Genomic DNA, 23,170 nt, shown 5'->3' with positions numbered 1-23,170 from the left:
TGCCGAAGCGGTAGATCAGACGATCCTGAAGCAATTGGCGCAAACGGGCGCCGAGGTCGAGGTGCTCGGCGCGACGATATTGGACGCCGAAGCGGGGGCGGCGCTTTTGCCGCAGGACAAGGTTTGGGCCGGAGACGGACAAGCTGTTCGCGTCAAAGATGGACCGTTGACGCATCTCCTTGTGAAGACGCAGTCGATCAAGCGCGACGACATGACCGCAGGGGAGGGCGATGTCTGGTTCGGACTTTTTCGTCGACTGTTGGACGAGTTCCGGCCCGACATCGTTTTCTTCTACGGGGGACGCGCGCTCGACATGTTGGCTGTTGCTGAAGCCAAGTCGCGTGGGGTTCCTTCCGCTGCCTATCTTGCGAACGGCAATTATAAAGGCACGCGATGGTGTCGGGATGTGGACGTCATTCTGACCGATAGTGAAGCGACCGCGTCCTTTTACAAAGAAAAACTCGGGATTGAGGTTCAGTCGATTGGGGCCTTCGTCTATTTTGAGGAAGTCTGTGCGGACAAACACTCGCGAGAGAATGTCCTTCTAATCAACCCTTCCCTCGCGAAGGGGGCGGGCGTGGCGTTGCAGTTGGCCTTGATGCTGGAAGAGCAACGCCCGGATATCCCGCTCGAAGTCGTCGAGTCGCGTGGAGCGTGGCAGCCGCTGGTGCAGTCCGTACTGAAGCAATTGGGCGGCGACAGCGGCAGTTTGTCCAATGTCAAGGTGACACGCCACGTCGTCGACATGCGTCCCGTCTACGGGCGGGCGCGACTGCTTCTGGCGCCCAGTCTCTTGTGGGAAAGCTTCGGGCGGGTTGGCGTTGAGGCGATGATGAACGGCATCCCAGCCATTTTTACGGACAGTGGTGGCCTGCCCGAAGCGGTTGGTGACGCCGGCGTGAAGTTGCAGCTTCCCGAGACATTCCACGAGCCGCCGTATACCAAAATTCCCGGGCGCAAGATGCTCCAGCCGGTCGTAGATCGGATCATCCGCTTCTACGACGACGACGACCATTACCAAGCCTATGTCCAGCGAGCGTACGAGGTCGCGAGAGCGCGGCACGACATCACCGTGAGCACGCGGCGGCTTTGGAACGCACTTCAGCCGCTTCTCGCGCAAGGTGCTGGAGACTTCGAGGTGCGGCTCGAGGCGCGATTGTAATGTGGTCAAATCGGCGAAAGGTGAGATTGAGGTCTGCCGATTTTTCGGCGAAGGATCGGGATCCATTGCTGGCCGCAGGCGGCTCCAAACTCAACCGTGCCGAACGAGCGGTTCAATCTTCTGGACTTGTATCGACGGTGAGCCTGCTCGCGGCGTGCGGCGGTGGCGGCGGCAGCTCCAGTCCGCGGCCAGGTAACGAGGGCTCCGTCCAGTCAGAGCCGGTCCCCTGGCCTGATCCGGGGCCGGGTTTGCCCGACGGCTACACCCCGCCGAGCTCCACCTACACGGCGCCCACGACAGAGGATCCCAACCGCTTCGCGCTGCGGGAGCCGGAGGCGGACCCTTACTGGGTCGCGGCCTTGCGCGGCCCGGAGTTCGACCGCCTCGCAGGGGCGATCGAGGAGGTGGAGCGCACCATCGCCTACGCGGTCCCGCACACCCGGCCGGCGTATTACGCCGGGAGGGACGATGCGGACGGCTGGCAGCCGGCGACGCCGGCCATGGCGGCCGCCACGCGCGAGATCCTCGCCCGGCTGGAGGCCGTGGTCGACGTGCGCTTCGTGGAGACGACCGACCTCGAGGCGACCAACGTCATCGCGGTGTCGCGCACGGCGATGCCGAGCGACACCCTCGGCTACGCCTATTACCCCTCGACGGTCTCGTTCACCGGGTCTGATGTCCTGATCTCTCCACTCTACGACGCTCCGGAGCAATACGCGGACGGGCTGACCAATCTCGACTACGAGCTCCTGATCCACGAGCTCGGCCACGCGCTGGGGCTGAAGCATCCCTTCGAAGCGGACGGCAGCAGCACGGCGACGCTGACGGCCGAGGAGGACACGACCGTCTGGACGGCGCTCTCCTACGATGCGCCGCCGTCGTCCTTCGACGGCGCGTTCCGCGCCTTCGACCTGATGGCGCTGACGGAAGCCTACGGGGTCGATCCGTCCTTCAGGTCGGGGGACGACACCTATGCCGTCTCCGGCCAGCGGGGCGTCTTCGTGATCGACGGCGGCGGGATCGACACGATCTCGGCGGCGGGGCAGTTGCAGGGGGTCACCCTCGACCTGCGCGAGGGGCAGCAGAGCTTCGTCGGCGCGACGCCGGATCTGATCTCGGCGGCCGGGCAACTGGCGATCTCGGCGAACACGGAGATCGAGATCGCGATCGGCGGCGCGGGCGACGACCGCCTGATCGGCAACGGCCTCGACAACCGGCTCGCGGGCGGCGCGGGGCGCGACCGCATCTTCGCGGACGATGGTGCGGACACGCTCGACGGCGGGCCGGGGTCGGACATCATCGACCTTTCGGAGGTGACGGCGTCGCCCGACACGGTGATCATCGACCCCGGCGATGTCGGTTCGGACCTTGTCTATGGTTTCGAGCAAGGGGTCGGCCGGGACGTGATCCAGTTTATGGGCGCGGCCGTCAAGGACCTTCTGGACGTCGTCTCGGCCGATCGCGTGCCGGAGGCTTTTGTGCAGGGGCAGATCCTGCGGCTGACGGATGCCGTCCTCGAGACCGCGGCGCAGGTCGAGACGGCCTTCGCGGACGGCGGCGCCTTCGAAGCGCTGGAGATCGCCGCGGGGGGCGAAGCCATCGTGATCGCGGCCGCCAGCCAGTCCACGGGCGAGACGCAGGCACTCTTCCACGTCGAGAATGACGCCGCCGGGCTGCAGGCGGCGCAGCTCGCACAGCTCGAGGGCAAAGCGCTCGATATCGATAGCTGGCAGGCGAGTAACTTCGCCTGAGGCGGGGCAGTGCATTTGCCGTGGTCGAGATGCAGATCACGGGCGTCGCGATCCGCGACGTCCCCGGCGCGTCCGCGGTCGCCCCGGATGAGCGCCGGTCCGAAGGCGTGGCAACGCCGGGACGCGTGACCCGCGCTTTCCCGACGCCCCGGCCCGCAGGCCGCCCCGTCCCTGCGCCGAACGGTCAATCTCCAGCGTGTCGGGGGATGGACGGCCCGCGCGGACCCGACGACCTCGGGCTCCGAAGACGCACGGCGGCCGACAGATCGGCCGCGCGACGCACGGCGGCTGCGCGCGCGGCGCAGATCCGGCGACCACGCCCGTCCGCGACCGGCGGCCGGTTGCAGGGCAGGGGCCCGGCGGGCGGTGGTCACGCTGGCTCGGGCGCCTCGAGCGGGTAGGGGCCCGAGCCGAAAGGCCCACCGAGGGGCGCCGGTCCTGCGCCCCTAGTCCACGCGCCGGATCAGGATCTGGTTGTTCTGTCCGCGCTTGGTCTCGAAGACCTTGAGCTCGCCCACGAGGTCGGAAAGCTTGCGCTTGCCGTAGGTGCGCGTGTCGAAATCCGGGTGGTCGGCCTGAATCTGCTGGCCGATGCGGCCGAGGGGGAACCACTCGTCCTCGTGGTCGAGCTTCTCCATGGCGTCGAAGAACAGGTTGCGCGCCTCGCTCAGCGAATTGCCGGTCAGCTTCTCGGCCGCCTTCTGCTGCGCGGGCTTGCTGTCGTCCTCGTAGATGTTCTCGATCGCCACGAAGCGGTTGCAGGCGTTCTTGAGCGAGTCGGGCGCTTTGGCCTCGCCGATGACGATCACCGTCAGCCCCTGTTCGCGGATGCGCGAGGCGAGGCGCGTGAAGTCGCTGTCCGAGGAGACGAGCACGAAGCCGTCGAAATGGCCCGCGTGCAGGATGTCCATCGCGTCGATCACGAGCCCGATGTCCGAGGCGTTCTTGCCCTTGGTGTTCGCGGTCTGCTGATGCTGGACGAGGCCGAGTTCCTGCGCGGTCCGGATCCAGCCCGAGAGCCGCTGGTTCGACCAGTCGCCATAGACCCGCCGCAGGCCCGGCTCGCCGTATTTCGTGATCTCCTTGAGGATCGCGCGGGCGTATTTCGCCGGCACGTTGTCCGCGTCGATCAGGACGGCGAGAAGCTTGGTGCGGTCGTCGTCGGCCATGGGCCCTCCGATGCTGTGCGCGTCACCATCGCGCATCGCGCGGGCGGGGACAATGCGCTCAGAGCCGCCGGTGCATCACCAGCGCATCCACGAGGCCCTCGCTCGGGTGGCGGAAAGCGCCGGGCAGGCGGCCCACGACGGCGAAGCCCGCGCGCGCCCAGGTGTCGATCGCGCGGGTGTTGGTCGCCACGACGAAATTGAACCGCATCGCCGTGAAGCCGCGCGCGCGGGCGGTGTCGAGCGAATGGGCGAGCATCGCGCGCGCCACGCCCGCGCCGCGGGCCTCCGGCGCGGTGCAATAGGCGGCGTTGGCGGTGTGATCGCCGCCGCCGCCCTGGTTGGGCTTGAGCGCGTAGGCGCCCACGACGCGCCCCGCGCGCTCGGCCACGAAGAGTTCGGCCCCCGGCGGGCGGAAATAGGCGAAGGCGGCGGCGCGCCCGGCCTCCGGCGCGACGGCGAAGACGTCGCCGGCCGCCACCGCCGGCGCCAGCACCGCCCAGATCGCGTCGTCGTCTGCCGGCACGGCGGGGCGGAGCGTCAGGCCCTCGGGGGCAGGGGGCGCCGCCGCCGCTCCGGACAGCGCGCGGAGCCGCGCCAGCGCCGCCTCTCCGTGCGCGGCGGGCACGAAAAGGTGATCGTGGCGCACCCCGGCGACCACGTTGCAGGGGATCTCCGCCCCGGCGAGCGCCTGCGCCACCGCCGCCGTCAGCCCGACGCCGTCGAGCGCCGAGTGCACCGAGAGCGTGATGCAGGCCATGGGCAGCGACGTGTCGAGGCCGGCGCCGTCCGCCACCGCGACCGGCAGCACCGCCGTCGTCCCCTCCGCCTCGCGCACCACGGCGAAGGCCCGCGCCAGGAGCGCCGGGTCCCCGGTCTCGGCGAAGACGTAACGGCCGTCCGACAGGACGGGCGCCATGCCGGCGATCATCGCCGCCGTGTCGCGGACCGGCCCGCGCACCGCCTCAGTAGACGACGACCGAGCGGATCGACTCGCCCGCGTGCATCAGGTCGAAGCCGGTGTTGATCTGGTCGAGGCTCAGCGTGTGCGTGATCATCGGGTCGATCTCGATCTTGCCGTCCATGTACCACTCGACGATCTGCGGCACGTCCGTGCGCCCGCGCGCGCCGCCGAAGGCCGAGCCCTTCCAGACGCGCCCCGTGACCAGCTGGAAGGGCCGGGTGGAGATCTCCGCGCCGGCCGGCGCCACGCCGATGATCACCGACTCGCCCCAGCCGCGGTGCGTGCATTCGAGCGCGGCGCGCATGACCTCGACGTTGCCCGTGCAGTCGAAGGAGTAGTCCGCGCCGCCGATCCGGTCGGCCTTCGTCTTCGTGAGCTCGACGATCTCCTGCGCGACGTTCTCGACCTCGTTCGGATTGACGAAATGCGTCATGCCGAAATACTCGGCCTTCGCCTTCTTCTCGGGGTTGATGTCGACGCCGATGATCATGTCGGCCCCCGCCATGCGCAGGCCCTGGATCACGTTGAGCCCAATGCCGCCGAGCCCGAAGACCGCGGCCTTCGCGCCGATCTCGACCTTGGCGGTGTTGATCACCGCGCCGACGCCCGTGGTGACGCCGCAGCCGATGTAGCAGACCTTGTCGAAGGGCGCGTCCTCGCGGATCTTCGCCACCGCGATCTCGGGCAGGACCGTGTGGTTGGCGAAGGTCGAGCAGCCCATGTAGTGAAAGAGCGGATCGCCGTCGAGCGTCGAGAAACGCGAGGTGCCGTCCGGCATCAGCCCCTGCCCCTGCGTGGACCGGATCGCTGTGCAGAGGTTCGTCTTGCGGCTCAGGCAGGACGGGCAGGCGCGGCACTCCGGCGTGTAGAGCGGGATGACGTGGTCGCCCGGCTTCACGCTGGTGACGCCCGCGCCCACCTCCATGACGACGCCCGCGCCCTCGTGCCCGAGGATCGCCGGGAAGAGCCCCTCGGGATCGCCCCCGGAGCGGGTGAACTCGTCGGTGTGACAGATGCCGGTCGCCTTGATCTCGACCAGAACCTCGCCGGCCTTCGGCCCCTCGAGGTTGACGTCCATGATCTCCAGCGGCTTGCCGGCCTCCAGGGCCACGGCGGCTTTGGTCCGCATGCGCACCTCCTCGCGTTGCTCGCCGCGAGCCTGCGCCACGCGCGCGCCCTTTGCAACGCACCACCGGGCGTCAAGGCCACGGCCGTGCCGCAAGGCGCGCCCCGCGGGGGCCGGCGCTGCGGGATGCGACAGCCCACTGTCCGACCGCATGACACGTCACCGCCCCCGCGACGGCGAACAAACGCCCCGCGAAACGCCCTCCGCGACAGCCCGCGCGGTCAGTCCTTCAGACGATAGTCCTCGTGACAGGCGCGGCAGCTTGCCCCGAGGTCCGCAAAGCTCGCGCGGAGGGCCGCCGCGCTCCCGGTCTCGAGCCCGCGCGTCGCCGCCTGCATCGCCTCCGCCCGCACCACGAAACCGTCCCAGTCCTCCCAGACCGCCGGCCGCGCCTCGCTCTTCGGATCGCTCTCGCGCGCCTCGAAAAGCGCCGGCACCCGGTCGGCCGCCTCGACGAGCGCCGCGCGCGCCGCCGCGGCGCGGCCCGCGTCGAAGGCCACCTCGCCCTTCACCATCTCGCCGAGCGTCCCCGTCGCGGCGCCGATGTCCTTCATCAATCCCATCCGCGCCATGACCGCCGGGTTCTCGACCCCTTCATGAGCGAGCCCCGCGCCCGCGGCGAGCGCAAGGAGCAGCGTGACCGATGTCCGCATGGCATTTCCCCTGTTCGAACGCGCACGACTCTAGACCCGCGGGCGCCCGACGCAACGGGCCCCGCGGCCTTGGCGGCGCGGCCTCGCGGCCGCACACCCCCGCAGGGGCGAGGGGCGCTGCCCCTCGCGCTCCCCGGAGTATTTCCGCCAAGATGATGGGGCGGTCGAGGTCCATCATCTTGGCCAAAATACTCTCGGGGGGTGAATTGGCCGAAGGCCAAGAGGGGGGCAGACAGCCCCCCTCCACCCGGCCCGGCGCAGGCGCCGGGCACGACTCGACTCCGGTCCGCTCGGGACCTAGGATCAAGTTCGAACAAATAGCGAACATCGTGCTGCCCTCCGATGCCCGCCCGCCGTATCCTGTCGCTCTGGTTTCCCCGGCTCGCGGCCGAGCGCCTCGTGCGTCTCGGGGCGGCGGGGGCGGACGCGCCGCTCGCCGTCGTCCGGGAGGAGGGGCAGCGGCAGGTGGTGGCCGCGCTGTCCGCCGCGGCGGAGGCCGCCGGCGTCGTCCGGGGCCAGACGCTCGCCGACGCGATGGCGGTCTGTCCCGGTCTCCTCGCGCAGCGGGCGCGCCCGGCGGCGGAGGCGGCCTTCCTCGCCGCGCTCCGGCGCTGGGCGGGGCAGGTGTCGCCCTGGGTGGCCGAGGCGCCGCCGGACGGGCTCGTGGCCGACGTCAGCGGCTGCGCGCATCTCTTCGGCGGCGAGGCGGCGATGATCGACCGGCTGGCGGAGGACTGCGCGCGCTTCGGCCTGACGCTGCGCTGCGCGATCGCCGACACGCCGGGTGCGGCCTGGGCGCTGGCGCGCCACGGCGGCGGCGACCCGGCGCCCGCGCGCAGCGGCGACGCCATCGCGCAGGAGGCGCGCGCGACCCGCTCGAAGGCCGCGCCGCGCCGGCGCGGGCCCGGCCCGGCACTGCCCGCCGGCGCGCGCATCGCGCCGCCCGGGCGCACGCGCACGGCGCTCGCGGATCTGCCGGTCGCCGCGCTCCGGATCGACGCGGCGGTGGCCGAGCAGCTCTCCCGCCTCGGGCTGCGCCGCATCGGGGATCTCTCCGGTCAGCCGCGCGCGGCCCTGGCGCGGCGTTTCGGGCCGGGCCTCGTCGCGCGGCTCGATCAGGCGCTGGGCGCCGCGCCGGAGCCGGTCTCCCCCGCGCCGCCGCCGCGCGCCTACGCCGCGCGGCTCTCGCTTCCGGAGCCCATCGGCCTCGAGGCCGACATCATGGCCGGGCTCGACCGGCTGATGGCGCGGGTCTGCGCGCGGCTGCGGGAGGCCGGGCGCGGCGCGCGGCGGCTGCGGCTCGAGGCGCTGCGCACCGATCACGCGACGGAGGTGGTGGAGGTGGGTCTCGCCCGTCCGGCGGCGGAGCCCGAGCGCATGCGCCCGCTCTTCGCGCTGAAGATCGGCGGGATCGACGCGGGTTTCGGCATCGACCGGCTGCGCCTCGAAGCGGTGGAGACCGAGCCGCTCGCGCCGCGCGCGCCGGCCGGGCATCTGGACGCCACCCGCCGCGCGGCGCGCGCGCCGGGGCCCGAGGACGCGGTGAGCGACCTGATCGGGCGGCTCGGCGCGCGCATCGGGCTGGAGGCCATCACCCGCCGCCACCCGGCCGACAGCCACATCCCGGAAAAGACGGCGACGGTGCTCGCCGCCGCCTGGTCCGAGCCCTGGGGCGGGGACTGGCCCGCGGCGCCCGCGCCGCGCCCGCTTCGCCTCTGGCGGCCGGAGCCGGTGGCAGTGCCGGACGATTCGGCGCCCTCCACGCCCCCCGCGCGCCTCCGCTGGCGCGGGCGCGACCTGACCGTGGCGGCGGCGGAGGGGCCGGAGCGCATCGCGCCCGAGTGGTGGCTGGACGATCCCGACTGGCGCACCGGCCCGCGCGACTACTGGCGCGTCACCTGCGCCGAGGGCGACCGGCTCTGGCTCTTTTACGCCCATGGCGGCGCGATGTCGTCGGGCTGGTTCTGTCACGGGGCCTTCGCCTGAGGCGGTCGCATCCCGGCGGGGGCCGCAGCGCCGGGCCGCTCGGCGGCTGCGACGCGTGGCTGCGGTGTGGCGTCCCGCCCCGGGGCGCCGGCCCCCGCTGCGCCCGGACCTCCTGCAGCCTGGCGTGCCGGTTCCGCCCGTCGTGGCCGCGCGGGGCGCCCCCTTTGCCCCGGGCGCCGCCTGCGGCGCGGCCCGTCAGGCGGGCGCGCCGATCTCCAGGGTGACGGGCGCGAGGCCGTCGATCTCGCCCAACAGCCTGTCGCCCGGCCCCACCGGGCCGACGCCCGCGGGCGTGCCCGTCAGGATCAGGTCGCCGGGCCGCAGGTGATAGAACCGCGAGAGATCCGCGACGAGCGCCGGCACCGGGTGGATGAGCTGGTCGAGCGTCGCGTCCTGCCGCGTCTCGCCGTTCACCTCCAGCCGGATGCGCTGCGCCCCGAGCGGCGCCGTCTCGCCGGCCTTCGTCAGCGGGCCGAGGACCGCCGCGCCCTCGAAATCCTTGCCGAGATCCCACGGCCGGCGCTTGTCCTTGGCCGCCGCCTGCAGGTCGCGCCGGGTCATGTCGAGCGCGCAGCCGAGGGCGTAGACCGCGTCCATCGCCGCCTCCGGCGCGACCCGGAAGGCCGGCGCGCCGATGGCGAGCGCGAGCTCCATCTCGTGATGCAGGTCCGAGGTGCCCGGCGGGTAGGGCAGGACGCTGCCGGAGGCGAGGCAGGCCGCGGGCGACTTCGTGAAGTAGAACGGCGCCTCGCGGTCGACCTCGACCCCCATCTCCTCGGCGTGCGCGGCGTAGTTCCGCCCGACGCAGAAGATGCGCCCGACGGGGTAGAGCGCCTGCTCCCCCTCGACCGGGATGCCGGGTGTGACGGGTGGTTCGAAAAGGAAATCGGTCATGCGTGGCGCCTCCGTGGATCGGCCCGGGTCATAGGGCCGATGCCGGGGCTTGGCAAACCACGCGCCCGACGCGCCCGGCCGAAGGCGCCGCCGCCGGGACGCGCGGTCGAGGGGCGATGCCCCGCCCGACGCTGCCGGACGGGCGGGGCCGCGGCCGCTCAGGCGGGCGCCGCCATCGCGATCCGGCGGTAGCCGGCGGTGCCGTGGTAGAAGCCGTTGGCGAGCCCCGTTCCCTCGCAGAGCGCGGCGAGGCGCGCGTCGGCCTCGGCCACCTCGAGCGCGCCGTCGAGCACCTGACGGAACACTGCGGCCACCGCGACCATGTCCGCCGCCTGCGGCATCAGGCGCAGGTGGGTGACGCCGTCGCCGATCAGCCGCGCCGTTTCGGGCAGGAGATCGACGTAGCTTTCCGACTGGGTCTGGATGCCGTTGACGCGCAGGATCGGCGTGTCGTCGCGCGTCGACAGCGGCATGCCGTCGGGGTCCTCCTCGCAGACGAACTGGCAGTTGTCCTTGGTCCGCCCGTGCGAGCGCGCGTGGTAGCAGCGCGCCGACACGGCGAGCGAGGCGCGGCCGAAGACCTGCACCTCGACGCCGAGGCCGAGCGCGCCGGCCGCCTCGGCCGCCGCCGCGATCGCCTCGGCCGGCATCTCGGGCGGCAGGCAGACGTGCGTCGCGCCCTGTCCGGCCATCCAGCGGATCGTCGCCTCGTTGTAGGCGTTCATGAAGGGGCCGATGCGGTGCGGGCGCGCGCCGCGTTCGAAGAGGCCGGCGGCGTTGTTCACTTCGATCTCGGGGCGCTCCATCGCGGCGAGATCCGCGGTCGCCTTGCGCTCGCGCTTGAGCATCACCTCGGCGAGCGAGGAGACGATCACCGTCTTGCCCGCGCGCTCCAGCCGCTCGATCGTCGCCGGCAGGTCGGCCTCGTGGAAGGGCGCGCGCTTCGAGCAGATGACCTCGCCGAGATAGACCTCGTCGACGGGCGCCTCGTCGGCGATGCGCGCGTAGAAGTCGCGCCGCGTCTCGGCGGACCAGTGATAGGCGATCGGCCCCAGCGTCAGTTTCGTCATGTCCGTCACCGCCATTTCTTGGTTTCGAAGGCGCCCTGGGTCTGCTTCTGACCCTCGGTCAGGGCGACGAGGTCCGCGATGTTCGCCTCGCGGCCGGCGCGGATGTCGTCCACCGCCGCGCGGAAGGCCGCCACGACGTTGCGCACGTAGCTCTTGGAGCGCTGGCGCCCCTCGATCTTGAAGGCGTGCACGCCCGCCTCGATCAGTTCCGGCAGGAGCCGCGACAGGTTCAGGCTCACGGGCTCCTCGAAGGCGTAGTAGCCCTCGGGCCGGTGCGGCGCGGCGTAGCGGCCCTTGCAGATCGTGGGATAGCCGGCCTTTTCGTCCGCGCCGAAGCGGTCGATGGTGAACCCCGCGAGTTGCGACGACAGCGAGCCGTCCGCGCCGCGCACGTATTCCACGTCCGAGGCGGGCGAGCAGACGCCGTCCATGTTGGTCGACTGCCCCGTCAGGTAGTTCGTCAGGCTGCAGCGCCCCTCCACCATCAGCCCGTGGTTGCCGAAGATGAAGGTCTCGATCTCGCAGGGGATCTCCTTCCGGAGTTCGCGGATCTCCGCGATGGTCAGGATGCGCGGCAGCACCACGCGCTTCACCCCGAAGTTGTCGCAGTAATAGCGGATCGCCTCGGGGCTCGAGGCCGCGGCCTGCACGGAGAGATGCAGCCGCACCTGCGGATGCGTCCGCGCGATGTAGTCGGCCACGCCCATGTCCGCGACGATGAAGGCGTCCACCCCGATGCGCGCGCCGGCGTCCGCGGCCTCGCGCCAGAGGTCCACCCGGCCCGCGGGTGGGTAGGTGTTCAGCGCGAGCAGCACCTTCGCGCCGCGCATGTGGGCATAGACCACCGCGTCCTGAAGCTCGTCCGGCGTGAAGTTGAGGCCGGGGAAGTTGCGCGCGTTCGTGGCGTCCTGAAAGCCGCAGTAGACGGCGTCGGCGCCCGCGTCGACGGCGGTGCGCAGGGCCGCGGGGGTGCCCGCGGGGCAGATCAGTTCGGCAAGGCTCATGGGGCCTCCTGTCTTTCGGTCTCGGTGAGATAGCCGCGGCGCAGCTGCGCGAGGATGGCGCGGCCCGGCGGGCCGAACATCGCCGCCGTCTCCTCGGCGAGCGAGCCGTCCATGTCGTCGAGCGCGTTGCGGAGGCGCACGACCGCCTCGGTGTCGCCGGTCACCTCCAGATCGCGCGAGAAGAAGGCCGCGTCGCCGTCCTCCTCGGCGTCGACGAGTTCGAGCAGCAGCATGAACTTGCCGCGGATCGTCGCCCCGGCCTGCGGCGCCGCGTCCCGCGGCACGGCCCGGAAGACGAGCGCCTCCGGGTCGGGCCGCAGGTGCAGCGCGAAGGGCAGCTCCACCGGGTCGATCAGGAAATCGGTGGCCTGATGCGGCCCGAGCCGGGCGAAGAGCGACGGGTGGCGGGCGGCGATGCGGCGCACGACGCGCGCGAGCACGGGCTGCACCGCGAGACAGGCGAGGCGCGCGACGAGCGGCTCGCCCGGGCGCCGCCGGGCGGGGGCGCGGTCGTGCGTCACCTGCATCGCCGGGCCTCCCTCATGGCGCCGGTGATGGGGGCGATCGGGGAAGAATCGGTCATTGGCGGGCCCTTTCGCAGGATCGTCGCCCCGGCCTTGCGCGGAGCGCGACGAATTGGCATCCTCGATGCGTCTATCGCCCGGCCGAGCGCGGCCGCAATCGCCAAATCGGACCCGCGACCTTGCGCCTCACCGCCTTCACGGATTTCGGCCTGCGGGTCCTGATGCGCATGGCCGGCGCGCCGGAGCGTGCCTTCACCGCGGCCGAACTGGCCGCGGAATTCCGCATCTCGCGCAATCATCTGGCCAAGGTGATCTCGGCCCTCGCGGCGGCGGGCTATCTCGAGACGCGCCGCGGCGGCGGCGGGGGCGCCCTGCTCGCGCGGCCGGCCGAGGAGATCCGCCTCGGCGAGGTGGTCGCGCGGCTGGAGGCGGGGCAGGCGATGGTGGAATGCTTCGCCGCCGACGGGGGCGCCTGCACGCTCCTGCCGCACTGCCGGCTCAAGTCACGCCTCGCGGCGGCGGAGGCGGCTTTCCTCGCGGAACTGAACCGCAGCACGCTCGCCGACTGCGCTTATCCCCCGCCCGGGGCCTGAGCCGCGCGGCCGGTCAGGCCGCGGCGAGGCGCGGGCCGAGGCGGGCGAGCATGCCGAGGCAGGCCTCCATCTGGTCGAGGGCGACGAACTCGTCCGGCTTGTGCGCCTGCTCGATGCTGCCCGGGCCGCAGACCACCGCCGAGAGGCCGAGCGACTGGAAGAGCCCCGCCTCGGTGCCGAAGGCCACGACCTCCGCGCCGTTCGCCCCGGTGAGCTCGGAGACGAGGCGGCGCGCCGCGTTCTCCGGCATCGGGATCAGCCCGGCGACCTCGCCCACCGTCTCCGTCTCGATCGCGGCCTCGGGGCAGACGGCGCGCATCGCGGGCAGGAGCTCTTCCTCGGCGTAGGCGCGCATCGTCTCGGTCACGAAGGGGCCGTCGGCGGGCTGCACCGGCCGCGTCTCCCAGTCGACCTCCGCATGGGCGGCGATGACGTTGTGCGCGACGCCCGCCTCGATCCGGCCCACGTTGATCGTGGACCACGGCGGGTCGAAGCGGCCGTGCTCGGGGGCGCGCGCGTGCAGCTCCTCGCGCAGCGCGAGCAGGCGCGCGACGTAGCGCGCGGCATATTCCGCTGCATTGACGCCCCGTTCGGGCGCCGAGCCGTGGCCGGCCGCGCCGGTGAAGCGCGTGGTGTATTCGCAGCAGCCCTTGTGCCCCTCGATGACGCGCATCTCGGTCGGCTCGCCGATGATCGCGATCTCGGGCCGGATCTCGCGCCGGGCGAGCTCCTCGGTGAGCGCGCGCGCGCCGAGGCAGCCCACCTCCTCGTCGTAGGTGAAGGCGAAATGCACCGGCCGCGCAAGGTCACGCCCGGCGTAGTCCGGCGCGGCGGCGAGGGCGCAGGCGATGAAGCCCTTCATGTCGCAGGCGCCGCGCCCAAAGAGCCGCCCGTCGCGCTCGACCATCGCGAAGGGGTCGCTCGTCCAGTCGTCGGCCACCGCCGGCACCACGTCGGAGTGACCCGACAGCACGATGCCCCCCGGCCCCTCCGGGCCGAGGGTGGCGAAGAGATTGGCCTTGTGCCCCGAGGGGTCGGTGAAAAGCTCAGTTCTGGCGCCGAGGCTCGTCAGACGGTCCGCCAGATAGGCCATCATCTCCAGGTTCGAGTCCGAGGACACGGTCGGAAACCCGATCAGGTCCGCCAATATCGAACGGGCGCGGTTCAGCTTGCTCATGCTCTTTCACGACCATCTCGCGCGGGCGGTTGCAAAGGGTTTCTGCCGGGCCGTCCTCGCGGATGAGGATCGACTCGGTGATCTCGAGGCCCCAGTCGCGCATCCAGAGCCCCGGCATGAAGTGGAAGGTCATACCCGGCATCAGCACCGTGCGGTCCTCCGGGCGCAGGGAGATCGTCCGCTCGCCCCAGTCCGGCGGATAGGAGAGCCCGATGGCGTAGCCGCAGCGGCCCTTGCGCTCGATCCCGGCGCGCGCGAGCTCGAGGTTCAGCGCCTCGGCGATGTCGCCGGCGGTGTTGCCCGCCCGCGCGGCGTCGAGGCCGGCTTCGAGCCCGGCGATCACCGCCGCCTCGGCGCGGCGGATGTCGTCGGGCGGCGTCCCGAGGAAGATCGTCCGGCAGAAGGGCGCGTGATAGCGCCGGTAGCAGCCCGCGATCTCGAAGAAGGTGGCCTCCCCGGCGCTGAATTCGCGGCCGTCCCACGTCAGATGCGGGGCCGCGGCGTCGGCGCCCGAGGGCAGCATCGGCACGATCGCCGGGTAGTCGCCCCAGTGCCCGTCCGCCCCGCGCACCGCGTCGCGCCACGCTTCCGCGACCACCTCGTTCTTCGGGACGCCGGGCGCGGTGCGCGCCACGAGGCCGTCCACGATCCGTTCCGAGATGCGGGCTGCGCGGCGCATGAAGACGATTTCCTCGTCCGATTTCACCGCGCGCTGCCAGTTCACGAGCGAGGTCGCGTCCTCCACCTGCGCGTCCGGAAGCGCGCCCGTCAGCACGGCGTGCGCCTTGGCGGAGTAATAGTAGTTCTCCATCTCGACGCCGACGCGCGCGCGCTCGAGCCCCAGCTCGGCGAGGCGCAGCGCGAGGTCCTGCATCGGGTGGCGCTCGATCGACTGCACGTAGCCGTCGTCGTAGCCGCGCACGTGGTCGTCGGCCATCCAGACGGTGCGCAGCGCGCCCTCGGCGTCCATCGCGCGGCCCCACCAGACCGGATCGCGGTCCTTGGTGACGATCACGCCCTGATGCACGTAGAAAGACCAGCCGTCGTAGCCGGTCAGCCATGCCATGTTCGACGGATCGGTGACGAAGACCGCGTCGAGGCCCGCAGCCTCCATCGCGATTCGCGTGCGATCGAGGCGGCGGGCGTACTCGGCGCACGAGAAGGGCAGGGTCTTGCTGCGCATCGGCGGCTCCCTCGGGCTGGCGTGACTGAGCGATGCTCACCCACGAAAGCGACACGGGGCGTGTCTCTTAGCGACATCGGGGTGCCGTTTTCGGACCCCGCCCCGGTGGATGACCGATTTCTGACCGCAGGTGTGGCCCCGGCGCACGCTTTCTGTGCAGCCGGGGCACGGCGCGCGGTCAGGCCGCGCGCATGAGCCCCTGCGATTCGACGCTCTCGAGCGTCGCGTCGAGCGCGCGGCGCGCCCGCGTCACCAGCTCGTCGATCTCCGCCTCCGTGATCACCAGCGGCGGCGAGATCACCATGCGGTCGCCCACATGGCGCATCACCAGATCGACGGCGAAGCAGTGTTCGCGGCAGATGAGGCCCACGGTGCCCGGATCGGCGGCGAATTTCGCGCGCCGCGCCTTGTCCGGCGTGAGCGCCATGGTCCCCAAAAGCCCGCGCGTCGCCGCCTCGCCCACGAGCGGATGGTCGGCGAGCGTCGCCCACTTCTCGGCGAGGTAGGGCGCGGTGCTCTCGCGCACGCGGGTGACGATCCCCTCCTCGTCGAGCAGGCGCAGGTTCTCCAGCGCCACGGCGCAGGCGACCGGATGGCCCGAGTAGGTGTAGCCGTGGAAGAACTCGTCGCCCGCGATGGTCGCCGCGATCTCGTCGGAGACGATCGAGCCGCCGATCGGTTGGTAGCCCGAGGACAGGCCCTTGGCGATCGTCATGATGTCGGGCGTGATGCCGTAGGACTGCGCGCCGAACCACTCGCCCGTCCGGCCGAAGCCGCAGATCACCTCGTCCGCGATCAGCAGGATGCCGTACTCCTGCACGATGCGCATGATCTCGGGCCAGTAGCTCTCGGGCGGGATGATGACGCCGCCCGCGCCCTGCACGGGCTCGGCGATGAAGGCGCCGACCTTGTCGGGCCCGATCTCGCGGATCGCCTCCTCGAGCTGGCGCGCGCGGGCGCGGCCGAATTCCTCGGGCGTCATCTCGCCGCCCTCGCCCCACCAGTCGGGCTGGTCGATGTGGTGGATGCCGGGGATCGGCAGCCCGCCCTGCGCATGCATCGCCGCCATGCCGCCGAGGCTCGCGCTGCCCATCGACGAGCCGTGGTAGGCGTTCTTTCGGGCGATGATCACCTGCCGCTCGGGCTGGCCCTTGCGCGCCCAGTAGTGGCGCACGAGCCGCAGGTTGGTGTCGTTCGCCTCCGACCCGGACGAGGCGAAGAAGACGTGGTTCAGATCGCCCGGCGCGAGTTCCGCGATGCGCGTGGCGAGCGCGATGGCCGGCACATGCGTCGTCTGGAAGAAGGTGTTGTAATAGGGCAGTTCCTTCATCTGGCGATAGGCGGCCTCGGCCAGCTCGGCGCGCCCGTAGCCGATGTTCACGCACCAGAGCCCGGCCATGCCGTCGAGGATGCGCCGCCCCTCGCTGTCGCGCAGCCAGGTGCCCTCGGCCCCCGTGATGACGCGCACGCCCTTCTCGCTCAGGGGGCCGTGCGCGGTGAACGGGTGCAGGTGGTGCGCCGCGTCGAGCCGCTGCAGCTCGGACGTGGGCATGTGGTTGGAGATCTCGTTCATCGCCGGCCCCTTTCGCTCGGAGGAGGGCGGCCGCCCGGCCGCGTCGCCCGGCAGAATATGATCAAATCAGGGGCTGTCAATCGAATCGCCCGGCGCCTGCGCGAGGAGCGCCATGCCGTCGGCGACGTCGCGCGCCATCGCCTCGCCCGCCCGCGTGGCGTCGCCGGCCTCGAGCGCGGCGAGGATTTCCTTGTGCCGGTCGGGCATCCGCCCGGTGCCCGCGCGGCCGCAGACCACGCGCATCGAGGGGCCGAAGCGCAGCCAAAGCCCGGCTGCGATCCCTTCGAGGACCGGCGCGGCGGCGAGGGCGTAGAGCCGCGCGTGAAAGCCGTGGTTGTGGCGCAGGTAGCCCGCCACGTCGCCGCGCGCGATCGCGCCGTCGAGCGCCGCGTCCTCCGCCGCGAGCGCGGCGCGCCCGGCGGCATCGGCGCGGAGCGCGGCGCGGCGGGCGAGCTCGGGTTCGAGCGCGAGGCGGGCGAAAAGGAGCTCCTCCACGTCGCCGGGGCCGAGGACCGGCACCGAGACGCGGCGGTTGCCGTGCGCCGCGAGCGCGCCGTCGGCCACGAGCCGGCGAATCGCTTCGCGCACCGGCGTCATGCCGGCACCGGTCGCCGCGACGAGGCCCTGGATCGTCACCGGCGCGCCCGGCGCGAGCTCGCCGAAGAGCACGCGGTCGCGCAGGTCGCGGTAGACCTGTTCATGCGCGGGCAGGGGCGCGCCCGCCGCCGCCGTGCCGGTCAGTGCCGAATTCTGCATCGCTCGCCCCTTCCGGGCTGCTTGCGCCATGCCGGTGCGCGTGGAAACATCTCGACACGACCGGCCCGGCCGGTATTTGATCAAACCCGCCGAACCGGGGCAAGCGACCCCGGCCGCGTTCCAACGGGAGACCGCCATGACCAAGACGATCCTGACGACGACCGCCGCCCTCGCGCTCGGTGCCGGCGTCGCCGCCGCCGAGGAGGTGCGCGTCTACAACTGGTCGGATTACATCGACGAGGCGCTGCTGGAGAAGTTCGAGGAGGAGACGGGCTACGACCTCGTCTACGACGTCTTCGATTCCAACGAGCTTCTCGAGACCAAGATGCTCGCCGGGGGCTCGGGCTACGACGTGGTCGTGCCGTCGGGCACCTTTCTCGCACGCCAGATTCAGGCCGGCGCGTTCCAGCCGCTCGACTACGAGCAGCTGCCCAACGCCGAGCATCTCTGGGGCGTGATCCGCGAGCGGACCGAGACCTACGATCCGGGCCACGGGTATTCCGTCAACTACATGTGGGGCACCACCGGCATCGGCGTGAACGTCGACGAGGTGACCGAGGCGCTGGGCGAGGACGCGCCGATGAACTCGCTCGAGCTGATCTTCGATCCGGAGAACATGGAGAAGCTCGCCGAGTGCGGCGTTCACTTCCTCGACGCGCCGGCCGAGATGATCCCCGCCGCGCTCGCCTACATCGGCGAGGACCCGAACAGCCACGACCCCGAGGTGATCGAGAAGGCGGGCGAGGTGCTCACCCCGATCCGGCCCTACGTGCAGAAGTTCCACAGCTCGGAATACATCAACGCGCTCGCCAACGGCGACATCTGCGTGGCCTTCGGCTGGTCGGGCGACGTGCTGCAGGCGGGCTGGCGCGCCGAAGAGGCCGAGAACGGCGTCGACATCGCCTACAACCCGCCGAAGGAAGGCGCGCTGATGTGGTTCGACCAGATGGCGATCCCGGCCGACGCGCCGAACCCGGAGGGCGCGCATGCCTTCATCAACTTCATGCTCGATCCCGAGAACATCGCGCAGGCGTCCAACTACGTCTGGTACGCCAACGGCAACATCGATTCGCAGCCGCTGCTGGACGAGGCGGTGCTGAGCAACCCGGCGATCTACCCCGACGAGGCGACGCTGGAGAACCTCTACACCACCACGCCCTATCCGGCGCGCGTGCAGCGCACCGTCACGCGGCTCTGGACCCGCGTGAAGTCGGGCACCTGAGCCCGCGCCCGTCCGGCCCGCGCGCCCGGCGCGCGCGGGCCTCGCCCTGCCAGTTTCCGGGAGTCCGTCGATGGCGCAGCCCTCGCCGCAACAGGTCTTCGCCCCCTGGGAGGATCCGTCCGAGACGCCGCTGATCGAGTTCCGCGGCGTCACCAAGCGGTTCGGCGATTTCACGGCGATCGACGACATCTCGCTCTCGATCTTCCGGCGCGAATTCTTCGCGCTCCTCGGCCCCTCGGGCTGCGGCAAGACCACGCTGATGCGGATGCTCGCCGGCTTCGAGACGCCGAGCGAGGGCGACATCCTTCTCGACCGGCAGGACATCGCGCCGGTGCCGCCCAACAAGCGGGCGGTGAACATGATGTTCCAGTCCTACGCGCTCTTCCCGCATCTCAGCGTATGGGAGAACATCGCCTTCGGCCTGAAGCGCGACCGCCTGCCGAAGGACGAGATCGCCGCGCGCGTCACCGAGATGCTGCGCCTCACCCGGCTCGAGAAATTCGCGCGGCGCAAGCCGCACCAGATCTCCGGCGGGCAGCGCCAGCGCGTCGCGCTCGCGCGCAGCCTCGCCAAGGCGCCGAAGCTCCTGCTGCTCGACGAGCCGCTCGGCGCGCTCGACAAGAAGCTGCGCCAGGACACGCAGTTCGAGCTCATGGACATCCAGGAAAAGACCGGCACCACCTTCGTCATCGTCACCCACGACCAGGAGGAGGCGATGACCGTGGCCTCCCGCGTGGCCGTGATGGACGAGGGCCGGCTCGTGCAGGTCGCCACCCCGGACGTGATCTACGAGACGCCGGCCAGCGTCTACGTCGCCGACTTCATCGGCGACGTGAACCTCCTCGAGGGCCGCGCGACGCCCGTGCCGGAGGCGGGCGAGGGGCGCGTCGATCTCGCCTGGGCCGAGGGGCAGCCGCCGATCCGCGCCACCACCGACCGCGCCTTCGACAAGGGCCAGCAGGCCTGGTTCGCGATCCGCCCCGAGAAGGTGACGATCACGCCGGGCCGCCCCGACGAGGCCGCGAACGCCGTGAAGGGCCGCATCCTCGACATCGCCTATCTCGGCAACATCTCGACCTATCACGTCGAGCTGCCGACGGGCCATGTCGTCAAGGCGCAGACCGCGAACACCCGCCGCATCGCGCGCCGCGCCTTCACCTGGGAGGACGAGGTCTGGCTCAGCTGGACCGCCACCGCCGGCGTGCTGCTGGAGGGCTGAGGGATGCTGCGCCGCGCCGCCCTGATCGCCGTGCCCTACGCGTGGCTGCTCGCGCTCTTCCTGATCCCCTTCCTGATCGTGCTGAAGATCGCGCTCTCGGACTACGCGCTCTCGATCCCGCCCTACGCGCCGACGCTCGACCTCTCCGAGGGCTGGGAGGGGCTGCGGACCTTTTTCGCGGGCCTCGATTTCGAGACATTCCGCTTCCTGACGACGGACGATCTCTACTGGAAGGCCTATCTGTCCTCGGTCTGGATCGCGGCGGTTTCGACCGCGCTCGCGCTCGCCGTGGGGTATCCGATCGCCTACGGCATGGCGCGCGCGGCGCCCGAGTGGCGGCCGACGCTCCTGATGCTGGTGATCCTGCCTTTCTGGACGAGCTTCCTGATCCGGGTCTACGCGTGGATCGGCATCCTCTCGAGCGAGGGCTACCTGAACCAGATCCTGATCGGCCTCGGGCTGATCGACGCGCCGCTCGCAATCCTGAACACCAACGTCGCGGTGCACATCGGCATCGTCTACACCTACCTGCCGTTCATGATCCTGCCGATCTACGCGACGCTCGAGAAGATGGACGAGTCGCTTCTGGAGGCGGCGGAGGATCTCGGCTGTTCGCGCGTCTCCGCCTTCTGGCGGGTGACGGTGCCGCTCTCGAAGTCGGGGATCATCGCGGGGTGCTTCCTCGTCTTCATTCCCGCCATCGGGGAGTTCGTGATCCCCTCGCTCCTCGGCGGGTCCGAGACGCTGATGATCGGCAAGGTGCTCTGGGAGGAGTTCTTCAACAACCGCGACTGGCCGGTGGCCTCGGCGGTGGCGACGGTGCTTCTGCTGATCCTCGTGATCCCCATCGTGCTCTTCCAGCGCAACGAGCAGAAACAGCGGGAGGCCGAGGGATGAGCGCAAGAGACTTGCAAGTCTCTTGCCAAGGGCCTTGCAAGGCCCTTGGCCGCCCGGCCGCGGCGGAGGGCGCGCGATGAGGCGCTTCTCCTGGTTCAACGCGACCTCGCTGACCCTCGGCTTCGCCTTCCTCTACCTGCCGATGGTCATCCTCATCGTCTACAGCTTCAACGCCTCGGAGCTGGTGACCGTCTGGGCGGGCTTCTCGACGCGGTGGTACGGCGAGCTGCTGCGCGACGAGGCCTTCCTCGACGCGGCCTGGGTCACGCTGCAGGTGGCGGTGGCCTCCTCCACAATCGCCACGGTGCTCGGCACCATGGCCGCCCATGTCATGGTGCGCGCCGGGCGCTTCTGGGGGCGGACGCTCTTTTCCGGCATGATCTACGCTCCGCTCGTCATGCCCGAGGTGATCACCGGGCTCTCGCTGCTGCTGCTCTTCATCAACATCGGGCTCGACCGCGGCATCCTGACGATCATCCTCGCGCATACGACGTTTTCCATGTGCTACGTCTCGGTCGTGGTCTCGGCGCGCCTCGTCAGCTTCGACCGCGCGCTGGAGGAGGCGGCGCTCGACCTCGGCTGCTCCCCGTTCGAGGCGTTCCGGCTCGTCACGCTTCCCATCATCCTGCCGGCGGTGATCTCCGGCTGGCTGCTGGCCTTCACCCTCTCGCTCGACGATCTCGTCATCGCGAGCTTCACCGCGGGGCCCTCGGCCACCACGCTGCCGATCAAGATCTTCTCGTCGATCCGCCTCGGCGTGAGCCCGGAGATCAACGCGCTCTCGACGATCCTGATCGCGGTGGTGGCGGTCGGCGTGATCACCGCCTCGCTCGTCTCCAAGCGCTCCGCGATCCGGCAGGCCGAGGAGGAGCGCGCGGCGGTGCGCGCCGAGGGATGAGGCGCATCGGGCGCGCCTACGCCTACGGCCCGGACCCGGTCGCGCGCTGCTGGTGGGCCGAGACGGTCGAGACCCCCGGCTGGCCCCGCGCCGAGGGCGAGATGACCGCCGACGTCGCCGTGATCGGCGGCGGCTTCACCGGGCTTTCGGCGGCGCTCCACCTCGCCGAGGCGGGGGTGGACGTCGCGCTCTGCGAGGCGGAGGCGCCGTTCTGGGGCGCGTCGGGGCGCAACGGCGGCTTCTGCTGCCTCGGCGGCGCGAAGGCCGACGACGCCACGCTCGCCCGCCGCTTCGGGGAGGCCGGGCGGCGCGACTGGCGCCGGACCGAGCGCGCGGCGGTCGAGACCGTGGCCGGCCTGATCGACCGGCTGGGCCTCGAGGTGGACCGGCATTCGGAGGGCGAGACGCTCCTCGCGCACCGCCCGCGGGACTGGGCGGCGCTCCAGCACGACGCGGCGCGCGCGGCGGAGGACTACGGCGTCGCGCCGCGGCTCACGCCGGCCGCGGATCTGGCGGCGGAGGGCATGGCCGGCCCCTTCCACGGCGCGCTCACGCTGCCGGTGGGCTTTGCGCTCAACCCGCGCAAATACGCCGCCGGGCTCGCCCGCGCGGCCGAGGCCGCCGGCGCGCGCCTTTACGCCCCCGCGCCGGTCGAGGCGCTTGTGCCCGAGCGCGACGGCTGGCGCCTCGACCTGCCCGCGGGGCGCCTCCGCGCGCGCCGGGTGATCCTCGCCACCAACGGTTATTCGGCCGAGGACGTGCCGCGCTGGATGCGGGCGCGGACCATGCCGGTGGCCTCCAACGTGCTCGTCACCCGCCCGCTCACGGGCGATGAGCTTCAGGCCGCGGGCTGGACCAGCGGGCAGATGGCCTACGACACGCGCGGCCTCCTGCATTACTTCCGGCTGATGCCGGACAACCGCTTTCTCTTCGGCATGCGCGGCGGCCTCTTCGAGACGCCGCGCGAGCGCGCGGCGCTGGCGCGGAAGATCCGTCAGGATTTCGAGGCGATGTTCCCCGCTTGGGCGCAGGTCGAGACGCCCTGGCTCTGGTCCGGGCTCGTCTGCCTGACCCGCCCGCTCACGCCCTTCGCCGGCGCGGTGCCCGGGGCGCCGGGGCTCTTCGCGGGCTTCGGCTACCACGGCAACGGCGTGGCGATGGGCACGCATGCGGGGCGCCTCCTCGCCGATCTGGTGCGCGACCGCGCGCCCGGGGCCGCCTACCCGGAGGCGATGCGCCGGCCGCCGGGGCGCTTCCCCTTCGGCCGCTTCCGCCGCGCGGCGCTCGTGCCGGCCTACGCGGCGCAGGCGCTCGCCGACCGCTGAGCGAAGAGGCCCCGACAGGGGCCGATG

At 71.5% G+C, this 23,170-nt stretch carries 21 protein-coding genes; 9 read left to right on the top strand and 12 right to left on the bottom strand.

Annotation, left to right across the window (positions count from 1 at the left end):
* Both DRV84_RS10335 and DRV84_RS10330 read left to right on the top strand, forming a co-directional pair.
* On the top strand, positions 1-1,162 hold a 1,162-nt coding region (locus tag DRV84_RS10335; RefSeq protein WP_115980125.1), incomplete at its 5' end, for a glycosyltransferase family 4 protein.
* 248 nt (positions 1,163-1,410) lie between these two features.
* Positions 1,411-2,913, top strand: a complete 1,503-nt coding sequence (locus tag DRV84_RS10330) for a M10 family metallopeptidase (protein WP_158547798.1) — start codon at positions 1,411-1,413, stop codon at positions 2,911-2,913.
* Positions 2,914-3,359: 446 nt separating this feature from the next.
* On the opposite strand, the gene DRV84_RS10325 is transcribed toward DRV84_RS10330, so the two are convergent.
* From DRV84_RS10325 to DRV84_RS10310, 4 genes are all read right to left on the bottom strand, one after another.
* On the bottom strand, positions 3,360-4,082 hold the full coding sequence (locus tag DRV84_RS10325; protein WP_115980120.1) for an NYN domain-containing protein: 723 nt from the start codon (positions 4,080-4,082) through the stop codon (positions 3,360-3,362).
* Positions 4,083-4,140: 58 nt separating this feature from the next.
* Positions 4,141-5,040: a GNAT family N-acetyltransferase gene (locus tag DRV84_RS16215; RefSeq protein WP_115980117.1), complete on the bottom strand. Its 900-nt coding sequence runs from the start codon at positions 5,038-5,040 to the stop codon at positions 4,141-4,143.
* A 4-nt stretch (positions 5,041-5,044) separates the two neighbouring features.
* Positions 5,045-6,172 (bottom strand): S-(hydroxymethyl)glutathione dehydrogenase/class III alcohol dehydrogenase, encoded by a 1,128-nt coding sequence (locus tag DRV84_RS10315; RefSeq protein WP_115980115.1) that lies wholly within the window; start codon positions 6,170-6,172, stop codon positions 5,045-5,047.
* Positions 6,173-6,390: 218 nt separating this feature from the next.
* A complete protein-coding gene (locus tag DRV84_RS10310) occupies positions 6,391-6,822 on the bottom strand; it encodes a c-type cytochrome (RefSeq protein WP_115980113.1) in 432 nt (143 codons plus the stop codon).
* Positions 6,823-7,164: 342 nt separating this feature from the next.
* Between DRV84_RS10310 and DRV84_RS10305 the strand changes: the two genes are divergently transcribed.
* Positions 7,165-8,808 (top strand): Y-family DNA polymerase, encoded by a 1,644-nt coding sequence (locus tag DRV84_RS10305; RefSeq protein WP_115980111.1) that lies wholly within the window; start codon positions 7,165-7,167, stop codon positions 8,806-8,808.
* Positions 8,809-9,003: 195 nt separating this feature from the next.
* On the opposite strand, the gene DRV84_RS10300 is transcribed toward DRV84_RS10305, so the two are convergent.
* The 4 genes from DRV84_RS10300 to ubiT all read right to left on the bottom strand — a co-directional run bounded on the left by DRV84_RS10300 (position 9,004) and on the right by ubiT (position 12,303).
* Positions 9,004-9,702, bottom strand: a complete 699-nt coding sequence (locus DRV84_RS10300; RefSeq protein WP_115980109.1) for a fumarylacetoacetate hydrolase family protein — start codon at positions 9,700-9,702, stop codon at positions 9,004-9,006.
* Positions 9,703-9,860: 158 nt separating this feature from the next.
* Positions 9,861-10,787 carry a ubiquinone anaerobic biosynthesis protein UbiV gene (ubiV, locus tag DRV84_RS10295; RefSeq protein ID WP_115980107.1) on the bottom strand — a complete coding sequence of 309 codons (927 nt, stop codon included), beginning with the start codon at positions 10,785-10,787 and terminating at the stop codon, positions 9,861-9,863.
* Positions 10,778-11,776 (bottom strand): ubiquinone anaerobic biosynthesis protein UbiU, encoded by a 999-nt coding sequence (ubiU, locus tag DRV84_RS10290; RefSeq protein ID WP_115980105.1) that lies wholly within the window; start codon positions 11,774-11,776, stop codon positions 10,778-10,780. Before ubiU ends, ubiV begins: the two co-directional genes overlap by 10 nt.
* Complete coding sequence (gene ubiT, locus DRV84_RS10285) at positions 11,773-12,303, bottom strand: ubiquinone anaerobic biosynthesis accessory factor UbiT (protein ID WP_115980102.1); 531 nt, start codon at positions 12,301-12,303, stop codon at positions 11,773-11,775. The genes ubiU and ubiT overlap by 4 nt, the downstream gene beginning before the upstream one ends.
* Before the next feature lie 176 nt (positions 12,304-12,479).
* Between ubiT and DRV84_RS10280 the strand changes: the two genes are divergently transcribed.
* Entirely contained in the window at positions 12,480-12,893 is a 414-nt protein-coding gene (locus tag DRV84_RS10280) for an Rrf2 family transcriptional regulator (RefSeq protein ID WP_115980099.1), read from the top strand.
* Positions 12,894-12,906: 13 nt separating this feature from the next.
* On the opposite strand, the gene argE is transcribed toward DRV84_RS10280, so the two are convergent.
* The 4 genes from argE to DRV84_RS10260 form a co-directional block, all read right to left on the bottom strand.
* Entirely contained in the window at positions 12,907-14,013 is a 1,107-nt protein-coding gene (argE, locus tag DRV84_RS10275) for an acetylornithine deacetylase (RefSeq protein ID WP_239995050.1), read from the bottom strand.
* Positions 13,940-15,253, bottom strand: a complete 1,314-nt coding sequence (locus tag DRV84_RS10270) for a M24 family metallopeptidase (RefSeq protein WP_239995049.1) — start codon at positions 15,251-15,253, stop codon at positions 13,940-13,942. Before DRV84_RS10270 ends, argE begins: the two co-directional genes overlap by 74 nt.
* Positions 15,254-15,431: 178 nt before the next feature.
* Positions 15,432-16,826, bottom strand: a complete 1,395-nt coding sequence (locus tag DRV84_RS10265) for an aspartate aminotransferase family protein (protein ID WP_115980093.1) — start codon at positions 16,824-16,826, stop codon at positions 15,432-15,434.
* Positions 16,827-16,892: 66 nt separating this feature from the next.
* A complete protein-coding gene (locus DRV84_RS10260; protein ID WP_192881414.1) occupies positions 16,893-17,582 on the bottom strand; it encodes a GntR family transcriptional regulator in 690 nt (229 codons plus the stop codon).
* Positions 17,583-17,718: 136 nt separating this feature from the next.
* Between DRV84_RS10260 and DRV84_RS10255 the strand changes: the two genes are divergently transcribed.
* The 5 genes from DRV84_RS10255 (at position 17,719) to DRV84_RS10235 (ending at position 23,143) form a co-directional block, all read left to right on the top strand.
* Positions 17,719-18,804, top strand: a complete 1,086-nt coding sequence (locus DRV84_RS10255) for a polyamine ABC transporter substrate-binding protein (RefSeq protein WP_115980087.1) — start codon at positions 17,719-17,721, stop codon at positions 18,802-18,804.
* 70 nt (positions 18,805-18,874) lie between these two features.
* Positions 18,875-20,023, top strand: a complete 1,149-nt coding sequence (locus tag DRV84_RS10250; RefSeq protein WP_115980084.1) for an ABC transporter ATP-binding protein — start codon at positions 18,875-18,877, stop codon at positions 20,021-20,023.
* Positions 20,024-20,029: 6 nt separating this feature from the next.
* Positions 20,030-20,920 (top strand): ABC transporter permease subunit, encoded by an 891-nt coding sequence (locus tag DRV84_RS10245; protein ID WP_115980135.1) that lies wholly within the window; start codon positions 20,030-20,032, stop codon positions 20,918-20,920.
* A 76-nt stretch (positions 20,921-20,996) separates the two neighbouring features.
* Positions 20,997-21,818 (top strand): ABC transporter permease, encoded by an 822-nt coding sequence (locus tag DRV84_RS10240; RefSeq protein WP_115980081.1) that lies wholly within the window; start codon positions 20,997-20,999, stop codon positions 21,816-21,818.
* Positions 21,815-23,143, top strand: coding sequence for an NAD(P)/FAD-dependent oxidoreductase (locus DRV84_RS10235; RefSeq protein WP_115980079.1), 1,329 nt, complete (start codon positions 21,815-21,817; stop codon positions 23,141-23,143). The genes DRV84_RS10240 and DRV84_RS10235 overlap by 4 nt, the downstream gene beginning before the upstream one ends.
* Positions 23,144-23,170 lie beyond the last annotated feature (27 nt).

This window comes from Rhodosalinus sediminis (genome assembly GCF_003385555.1).
In the GTDB taxonomy this organism is placed as follows: Bacteria; Pseudomonadota; Alphaproteobacteria; order Rhodobacterales; family Rhodobacteraceae; genus Rhodosalinus; species Rhodosalinus sediminis.
Note: the sequence above shows the minus strand (reverse complement) of the source record. Positions and strands in the feature narration are given on the sequence as shown.